This window comes from Planctomycetia bacterium, from assembly GCA_034440135.1.
In the GTDB taxonomy this organism is placed as follows: Bacteria; Planctomycetota; Planctomycetia; order Pirellulales; family JALHLM01; genus JALHLM01.
Genome location: JAWXBP010000042.1, coordinates 1 through 8,225 on the forward strand (window position 1 = coordinate 1; position 8,225 = coordinate 8,225).

Annotated in this window: 8 protein-coding genes and 1 rRNA gene; 5 read left to right on the forward strand and 4 right to left on the reverse strand. The window is 60.2% G+C overall.

The features are described from left to right. Nucleotides 1-818, reverse strand: a 23S ribosomal RNA gene (locus SGJ19_02150); the annotation flags it as partial. Between the two features lie 911 nt (nucleotides 819-1,729). Between SGJ19_02150 and SGJ19_02155 the strand changes: the two genes are divergently transcribed. Continuing rightward, nucleotides 1,730-2,476 (forward strand): hypothetical protein, encoded by a 747-nt coding sequence (locus SGJ19_02155; GenBank protein ID MDZ4779038.1) that lies wholly within the window; start codon nucleotides 1,730-1,732, stop codon nucleotides 2,474-2,476. Between the two features lie 14 nt (nucleotides 2,477-2,490). On the opposite strand, the gene SGJ19_02160 is transcribed toward SGJ19_02155, so the two are convergent. Continuing rightward, nucleotides 2,491-3,534, reverse strand: a complete 1,044-nt coding sequence (locus tag SGJ19_02160; protein MDZ4779039.1) for a hypothetical protein — start codon at nucleotides 3,532-3,534, stop codon at nucleotides 2,491-2,493. A gap of 6 nt (nucleotides 3,535-3,540) precedes the next feature. After that, nucleotides 3,541-4,983 carry an acetylxylan esterase gene (locus SGJ19_02165; protein MDZ4779040.1) on the reverse strand — a complete coding sequence of 481 codons (1,443 nt, stop codon included), beginning with the start codon at nucleotides 4,981-4,983 and terminating at the stop codon, nucleotides 3,541-3,543. 161 nt (nucleotides 4,984-5,144) lie between these two features. On the opposite strand from SGJ19_02165, the gene SGJ19_02170 reads away from it, so the two are divergent. The 4 genes from SGJ19_02170 to SGJ19_02185 all read left to right on the forward strand — a co-directional run bounded on the left by SGJ19_02170 (nucleotide 5,145) and on the right by SGJ19_02185 (nucleotide 7,530). Beyond that, on the forward strand, nucleotides 5,145-5,933 hold the full coding sequence (locus SGJ19_02170) for a hypothetical protein (protein MDZ4779041.1): 789 nt from the start codon (nucleotides 5,145-5,147) through the stop codon (nucleotides 5,931-5,933). A gap of 97 nt (nucleotides 5,934-6,030) precedes the next feature. Further along, nucleotides 6,031-6,615, forward strand: coding sequence for a hypothetical protein (locus SGJ19_02175; GenBank protein MDZ4779042.1), 585 nt, complete (start codon nucleotides 6,031-6,033; stop codon nucleotides 6,613-6,615). A 57-nt stretch (nucleotides 6,616-6,672) separates the two neighbouring features. After that, nucleotides 6,673-7,092 carry a VOC family protein gene (locus tag SGJ19_02180; protein MDZ4779043.1) on the forward strand — a complete coding sequence of 140 codons (420 nt, stop codon included), beginning with the start codon at nucleotides 6,673-6,675 and terminating at the stop codon, nucleotides 7,090-7,092. A gap of 36 nt (nucleotides 7,093-7,128) precedes the next feature. Beyond that, the gene (locus tag SGJ19_02185; GenBank protein MDZ4779044.1) at nucleotides 7,129-7,530 is read left to right on the forward strand and encodes a VOC family protein; all 402 of its coding nucleotides are present in this window, start codon (nucleotides 7,129-7,131) and stop codon (nucleotides 7,528-7,530) included. 23 nt (nucleotides 7,531-7,553) lie between these two features. Here the strand turns inward: SGJ19_02185 and SGJ19_02190 are convergent. Then, nucleotides 7,554-8,225, reverse strand: a 672-nt coding sequence (locus SGJ19_02190) for a hypothetical protein (protein ID MDZ4779045.1), incomplete at its 5' end; no start/stop codon positions are given.

Sequence of the window (8,225 nt, forward strand, 5' to 3'; positions counted from 1 at the left end):
ACTTTCACTCCTCCCCACAAGTCATCCCCTCGGTTTTCAACCCAAGTGGGTTCGGTCCTCCACGCGGTATAACCCGCGATTCAACCTGCTCATGGGTAGATCACGCAGTTTCGCGTCTACCACCATCGACTATATCGCCCTATTCAGACTTGGTTTCCCTGAGGCTTCGGTCCTGAGGACCTTAACCTGGCCGATGACGGTAACTCGCCGGATCATTATGCAAAAGGCACGCCGTCACGCGTGACCCGAAGGTCATAGCGCTCCGACCGCTTGTAGGCACATGGTTTCAGGATCAGTTTCCTCCCCTAGCAGGGGTTCTTCCCATCTTTCACTCGCGTTACTGAGTTCGCTATCGGTCGTTAGGTAGTATTTAGCCTTACGGGATGGTCCCCGTAGATTCAACCGGGGTTCCACGTGACCCGGCTTACTCAGGTACCTCTCGGGAGGTGAAATGCTTTTGTGTACGGGATTGTCACCCTCTGTGACCCCACTTTCCATTGGGTTCCACTAGCACTTCACTTTCTGACTCCCATGTGAAAGGCCCTACAACCCCGCACAGGAAAACCTGCGCGGTTTGGGCTATTTCCCGTTCGCTCGCCGCTACTGAGGAAATCGAGTTTTCTTTCTACTCCTACGGCTACTGAGATGTTTCAGTTGGCCGCGTTCGCTGCGTACACCTATGAATTCAGTGCACGCCAGTTCGGGTACCTCGGGATCAACGCTCGTTTGACAACTCCCCCGAGCTTTTCGCAGTCTTCCACGCCCTTCAAAGCCTCCTAACGCCAAGACATCCCCCATGTGCCCTTAGTAGCTTGACCACATTAATCCAACCCTCGAATCGCTACGCGACTTGCGCCACTCGCTTTTCGTTGGCAGAGATCAATGTCATCGCTACAGGTCAATGCGTCGCTTGCAATGCGCGACCACTGACCGAGTAACGTTTCCAATCGAATCCGCCTGCATACCCCGGCCGAAGCCGACGCCGCAAGCATTTTCGTCTAAGAGCCCAGAACACGCCCGTTGACTTGAATCTTGCGATTCAATCAAACGAGTCGTTTTCTAAGATGCCACTCTTGCCACAACCGAATTGTCAAAGAACTACTGCCGCACTGGGCATGAGCGTGAACCCTTTAGCCAATAACGCAACCCGTTATCGATTCAGAGGTTAACGCCCGCGACCACTGCCGGGGCCAGGGACCCAAGTTACTGGGTGAGGGGCCAACTATATCGCTTCAGACCAGCACTGTCAAAGGGGTCTGTTTGAATTTTTTCATTCGCGTTTCCCCCTTCCTGGCTGATGGCCCAACGAACACTTGACACTTGCGAGTTCCGCATTCTAGGGAACGAAGGGCGGCTTGAAAAGACCTCCGGCGAAGTTTTTTCGCTGGGCCGGGACAAGTATCTTCGGTCCGTCGCCGGCGAAACTGAAGCTCTCGTGCCGAGGAAGTACGTCGCCGTTGCGCCAGGGCGTGCAAACACGGGTCAGCTACGGCAGGGCGCCCCACTCCCTAACACTTTGCTTGACGTGCCCCAGTGGCGACAACGTCATGCACCGTTGCAGGGTTTTGCAGCAACTTGAGTTACCAATGTGCTGCAAGCAAACAGCAAAGTAACCGTTGTGTCGCCTGAGGGAATGAATGATAGAATCAGACGGTGTCTGGGCGATGACGGCAACGACATTCCGCGGCCGTTCGAGCGCACTCATTCTTTTGCTGGGAGTTGATTCGCAATGTCCATTCCGCTGGCCAAAGTGAAAACCGTTTGCACCGCTGTTGAATTCGGCGTCGTCGAGGCGAGCCGCCGGCCGAAGCTCGGAGCACTATCGCTTAAGGAAGCGCAACGATATGCGGAGCGCGCCCGCAAACTTCAGGACAAATGGCGCGAGCAAAGCCGCAAGCAAGCGCGCGGCCAGCGCCGCCAGTTGGGTTCCGCGGATCTCGCCTCGCGCAGCCAACTCAAGGAACAGATCTTCGCGGAAGCGCTCGTTGGCTTCGAGTCGCAAGTGGCAAAGCTCGCCGCCAAGACTGCCGGTGCTTCCGTGAAATCGGCGACCAAGAAGAAGCCGTCAGGCGGACAACGCGCAACGCGCGCCACGGCGCGCAAAACATTGCGCACCGCGAAGGTGGACAACAACGCCGCCGCCCGTAGATCCGCGGCAGCGAAGAAGTCGGCTGCGCCGGCCAAGCGAGCCGGTAAAAAGCCTGCCCGTTCGCTCGCCGCCAAGGAGTCGGACGCCATCATGGCCGGGCTCCGAAAGAAACTCCTCGTCGCAGATCGGCGCACGCTACAACAACTGGCAGGAGATGACTCCACACAGCAAGGCAATCTAGCTACAACGGCGGCCCAACAACTTTCCGCGGAGACGGCGACGAAGCAAACGCGTCTGGCACAAACCGGACTGAAAACTCGCATCCGTGGCCATGTTTCGGCGCGCGTGCGCCGCGACCAGCGGCGTCGGGATGTGCATAACGCGTAATGATGACGCGGAAACTACGGTGGTGTGATTCGCAACTTCGGCCGGAGCGTTTGCAACTCAGCAACGGCCTCGGCCGATAGTGTTGTAGCTCGCAAGTCGACGCCCCACAAGCTGTTTACGCTGGCGATCGCGGGAACGGCTTCGTCGTTGAGTGGGCAGCCATCCAGGCGAATCACGATCAAAGATTTACAATCGGCGAAGTGACGCAGTCCTGAACCCTGAACTTGCGTTCGCTTGAGCCATAGGCCCCCCAGTTGGTCGAGACCAGCCAACTCCGCCAAACCGGCGTCCGTGATCTGCCCACCATCGATGGATAGCGATTCGAGCGCATGAAATCGGCCGATCGTACGGAGCCCCTCGTCGCCGATCGACGTCTCTGTCAGCGTGAGACTGAGGAGTTGCGTCAGGTGCTCCAGGTGCTTGATGCCGCCAGCACTCACGTTGATTCCGCTGAGTCCTAGCGAGCGGAGATTCCTCAAGTTGCCAATAGCTTGCAACCCTGCATCGCTGATACCAGTTTCGGCCACGTTGAGCGCGCCGAGGTTGGGAAACTTCGTCAATGCACTTAGGCTGCTTTCGGACACCGGCGACTTATACAAGTCGATCGCCATAAGACTCTTCGACGCGGGCAATCGCGTGAGAATGCTACCAGTGACGAGCGGGCAATTCGACAGGGTGACTACTTCCAACCCCGGCAATTCGGCCAAGTCCTGCAAGTCCTCGTCGCGCACCTTAGCCGAATAAATCTGCACGCGGATCGCGGTGGTGACGTAGTCCTTGCCGAGCCAAGCGGCGATCCAGCGTTCGACGGCATTGAGGTCCGGCGGCCGAGCGCCGCCTCCCTCGTAAACCATGTTGGGATCGGCGACGTCGTACGCTACATACGCGCCGAGTTTTTCCAGCAAGACCACCGCCTCGCGCTGCCGCCGGGCGGCGTTGACCTGATAGCCCAACCAGACGCAGAGGGCCGTGAGGAGTACGAAGAAAGCCCGCAGGCTGAAACTGAGCCAACGGCGGCGACGCGGTTTAGATGGTGGCTGTTCCACGGCTTGCTCCATGTGTTTTTATTCCGTCTTCGCCGTCGGCGCCTGCAAATACCGCCCGGCAAATTCAATAAACGTCGGCCAATTCGGCCCGGGCGTGTGGCCGCCGGCGTGTTGGCGGAAGGCCAGGTCGCCGTCGATTAAGCTCGTCTCCACGGGTGGGTATTCGTACGTGCCCAGGCCTTGCTTGCCGAGGAGTTCATAGACCGGTTGCGCGGCGGCCGTGGCCATGAACATGCCCTGGGCGTCGACCCAGGCGTCGCCTTCCGTGCCGCTGCTGATGAACACCGGGCGCGGGGCGCAGAGGGCGACGAGCTCATGGGCGTCGATCGGCAGGTCGTCCCAGGTGAGCGGGCCGGCGTACTTGATGAAGTTGCCGGCCACCCAGTGGTACTCGCCGGCGCCGGCGACGTTTTCCACGATCTCGCCGCGGTTGCGGCGATGCAGCTTCACGCCGCCCTCGCCGGAGGAGCTGACGAACACGACCGCGAACCGTTCGTCGTAGGCCATCGCCACGCAGACGGCTTTGCCCCAACGGGAATGGCCTTCGAGGCCGACTTGCTGGGCGTCGACTTGGGAGTCGGTGGCAAAATAGTCGAGCGCGCGGCTTGCGCCCCAGGCCCAGGCGCGGAGGGCGCCCCAATCGTCGAGGTCGCGCGGCTGACCTTTGTTGACCAGCCCGATGATGCCCTTCGTGAGCCCTGCGCCGTTATCGGCCTGCACGGAGCTCGTATCGAGCCGGGCGTAGCCCCAGCCTTTGGCCAAGAGTTGCGATTGCCAACTCGGTCCGCCGTCGCCGAAGCCGCGTGGAGGCCCCTGCCCTGCCCCGGCCGGCGGGCGATTGCCGCGGGGCGGGCCGAAGCCAAACCCGATCAGTTCCATGATAACGGGCACCGGTCCGGCGGCGCCCTTGGGGGTCGAAACGGTGAGGCGCATGTCCACCGTGATGTGCGGGTAGCTGGTGTTATCGACGTGACCCACGACTTCTTTCGAGATGATCGGCACGTCGCCATTCATCGCTTCCTCTGTGCTAACGACGGTCCACGTCACCGCCGGCACTTGCTCCGGGACGCGTCCGTAGATTTCGCGGTCAAACAATTCAACGAGTTCCGGCCGCCGGACTTGCCACCACATCTCGGGCGTGGTGACGCGTTCTCGTCCCTGCGTCAGCAGCGGGTCCGGCAGATGCGGGTACGGGTTGGCCTTCGCCTCCTCGTAATTGGCGTAGCGGGGCGAGGCCGGATTTAGCCCGTCCGCGCCGCGACGGATGCTCGTGATGCCGAGTAAGCCCAGGAGGCGGCGATGATCCTCCTCGGCCGATAGCTCGACCGGCGGCGGCAGGCTTTCGGCGGTACTTGCCGGCGGTGCAGGCGCCTCGTCCTGAGCATGAGCCGGCGCGACGCCGAGCAGGCAAAGGAGTGCTGTTAGAGCCGTTGATACTTGGCCACGTGCGAAGTGGTACATGGAAGTTTCCCTGAAACGGGTCGGCGCGAACGATGAGGTGGCGATTTGCCGCACAAAGCCGTCGCGACTATGTTGGGCATGTCGCCGCCTGAGCATAACGCCGTGGCGGTGCGCTGGGCAAGCAATGGGCGATTACTCGCGTAGATCGAGGTTGGTGAGAAATGCGTTGTTTCGAGTTTGATCCGCCATCAGTTTTCAACGTCCTCTCTCGCTCGCTGGCGCTACGGGCTAGTGTGGTGCTGGTGGCGCTATTCGCATTGGCGAGTGAGCGGGCACGGGCCGAGGAAGCGCCGGCGCCGTTGGCGACGTCGGCTTACGCCACGCAAGAGTTGCGCGGGTGGAAACTTTATCTGCATCCGACTTTGTTGGCCGAACATTCCGAGACGGGGAATCGCGTGTTGGCGCTGTTGGATCATCAGCTCGCGGCGATCGAGCGACGCGTACCGGAGAAGGCGGTCGAGCAGTTGCGGACGATTCCGATTTGGATTGAGTTCGACGAGCCGCATCATCCCTGCATGTGCTATCACCCTGACGCCGGCTGGCTGCGCGAGAACGCGATGAATCCGGACAAGCAGAACTGCATCGAGATCGCGAACGCGGAGAATTTTCTGTCCTGGACGATTGACCAGCCGTGGATGGTGCTGCACGAATTGGCGCACGGCTACCATGAGTTGTTCGTGCCAGACGGCTACGAGAACGCGGCGGTCGCCAAGGCGTTGGAGCAGGCGCGCGCAAAGCAGAGCTACGACTCGGTGCGCCACGTCAACGGCAGTAAGGTGCGCCACTACGCGCTCACCAATCCGATGGAATACTTCGCCGAAGGCACCGAGGCGTACTTCGGCACGAACGACTTTTTCCCTTTTGTGCGGACAGAATTGGAAACGCACGATCCGGAATTGTGCCGCGTGCTGGCGGATGTGTGGGGCGTCGAGGCGGCGCCGTCGGAATAGACGGCGGTGCGCTAGCTGGTACGACACAGTCCGACTACACTCACAAGTGGTGTCGGACGGGTACGAAGCAACCGCAGGTACATTGGATAGCTCGACGATGGTGACCTACGGCGACGTTTCGTTGGAAAGGATGGTGCGGGCCGTGGAGAAGGTGCGCGAACGACTCTTACGCGCGACGAATGCGCTGGAAAAAGCTGGCGTGCTGTACGCGGTCGCTGGCGGGAACGCCGTGGCAGCCTGGGTTTCGCGGGTCGATGAGGCCGCGGTCCGCAATACGCAAGATGTCGATATCGTATTACGCCGCGCCGATCTATCCAGCGCAGAACAGGCGTTGTCGGCGGCCGGCTTCATCTATCAGCAGTCCTTCGGCGTGGACATGTTTCTTGACGGACCGGACGCGAAGCCGCGTGACGCCGTCCATGTCGTATTCGCTGGCGAGAAGGTGCATGCCGACTACACAGCCGCTTCACCAGATGTGACCGACATTGTCGAGGGACAGCCGTTTCGCGTGTTGAATCTCGAGGCGCTGGTCCGCATGAAGCTGACATCCTACCGAGACAAAGACCGCACGCATCTCCGCGACTTGATTGACGTGGGCTTAGTCGACGCGAGTTGGCCGGCGCATTTCGAACCTGAGTTGGCGCAAAGACTGCAATCGTTGTTGGATACGCCTGGCGGATAGTTCACTACTGGTTCGGCGGTTGTGCATCGCCGAGTTCATGACACACGAGGAACGAGCATGATACCCGAGCCGCTGATTTGCGTGCACGATGTCGAGGCCAGCAGTCGTTGGTATCAATACGTTTTCGGTTGCCAGAGCGATCATGGCGGCCGGGAATATGAGCGGCTGGTCAAGAATGGGCAGCTTGTCATGCAGTTGCATCGCTTCGACGTGGCGCACGATCACGGGCCGATTGGCGACGTCGACGACCGGCCCTATGGCAATGGCGTGCTGCTCTGGTTCGAGGTCGAAGACTTCGAAGCGGCGCATGCCCGGGCCATGGAATTGGGCGTCGAAGTCGTGCTGCCGCGCCATCGCAATCCGCCGGACGGTCGCGGCGGGCCGAACCATTGGGAACTCTGGTTCCGCGACCCGGATGGTTACACCGTGGTGATGGCCGGCCCATACGATTCCGCCGGGCCTCCGGACGCGGAGTGATGATTCCCTTGCCTCATTCGCCGAGGTGCTAACACGATGCCCAACGCCACCCAGCCGCCGACTTCGATCGCCGCCATGCTCTCGGTGCGCAACGGTCAACGCGCCGTCGAGTTTTATAAGTCGGCCTTCGGCGCCGAGATACTCTTCTCGGTGCAAGACGAGACCGGGGCGGTCGTCGCGCAACTCGCCGTGGAAGGCGCGCTATTCTGGCTTGCGGACGAATCCCCGGAGCACGCCAATTTCAGCCCTGAGTCACTCGGCGGCGGCACGGCGCGGATGATTCTCACAGTCGCCGACCCGGACGCGATGTTTGCCCGCGCGGTGGCGGCCGGCGCGAAGGTCGTTTGGGCGGTAACGGAAGAATACGGCTGGCGCATCGGCCGCGTGGTCGACCCGTTCGGGCATCACTGGGAGATTGGGAAGCCGTTGGGGGAGTAGGCCGGAGACGCTGACAAGTTCGTTCAGGGCTGGGCCGTGTTGTCGGTCGGTTGTTGGTTGATTGGAATCCAGGGGGGCCAGGTTGGGTCATCAATCAAGTTTAGAAACGCTCTGCTCCACATATACTCTCCGTAGTAGAAGGCGCCTGTTGCAAAGGATTGTTGGAAATGATACTTGGCGATTTTCTTGTTTCCCCCAGCAAGGAATCGCAACCCGATATTGAAATGGCCTTCGCAAAGACTCAGCCGGGAATTCTGTGCCGAGAGGAGAAGTTCGTCCGCACTTATCTTTCCAGCGTTGAACGACAGCAGTTTGTGATACCAATGATTGCGGACCTTCGGAATCAAGTGTAGCGAAGTCGCGTGTATTCTCGCAGCACGTTCGCGCGATCCACTGATGGCGTCGGGACCAAGCAATTGCGGTAAGGCCATCATATAGCTCAAGCCCGAGCCCGCTTTGCATTCGTGAACCGCCGTATCAAAAATCGCTTCGGCTTGTCCCAACTGGCCCGGCATGGCCGCCAAGGCTATGGCATGATTCTTCAAGCTCCAGATGTCTGCGCCCGATCTTGAGTGGTCGCGACAGATTTGCAAAGCGTCGTCAAATTGCGCTCCTTCATACAGCACGACGACCGCCATCTCAGTTGCGTATGAATCGGTCACCCCTCGTCGCCTAGCTTCTCGCACCACTTCTAA

What these genes read in the sequence shown, in the direction of transcription:
- SGJ19_02180 (MDZ4779043.1), top strand. Translation starts at nt 6,673, where the DNA reads ATGATACCCGAGCCGCTGATTTGCGTGCACGATGTCGAGGCCAGCAGT.
- SGJ19_02170 (MDZ4779041.1), top strand. Translation starts at nt 5,145, where the DNA reads ATGCGTTGTTTCGAGTTTGATCCGCCATCAGTTTTCAACGTCCTCTCT.
- SGJ19_02160 (MDZ4779039.1), bottom strand. Translation starts at nt 3,534, where the DNA reads ATGGAGCAAGCCGTGGAACAGCCACCATCTAAACCGCGTCGCCGCCGT.
- SGJ19_02165 (MDZ4779040.1), bottom strand. Translation starts at nt 4,983, where the DNA reads ATGTACCACTTCGCACGTGGCCAAGTATCAACGGCTCTAACAGCACTC.
- SGJ19_02175 (MDZ4779042.1), top strand. Translation starts at nt 6,031, where the DNA reads ATGGTGACCTACGGCGACGTTTCGTTGGAAAGGATGGTGCGGGCCGTG.
- SGJ19_02155 (MDZ4779038.1), top strand. Translation starts at nt 1,730, where the DNA reads ATGTCCATTCCGCTGGCCAAAGTGAAAACCGTTTGCACCGCTGTTGAA.
- SGJ19_02185 (MDZ4779044.1), top strand. Translation starts at nt 7,129, where the DNA reads ATGCCCAACGCCACCCAGCCGCCGACTTCGATCGCCGCCATGCTCTCG.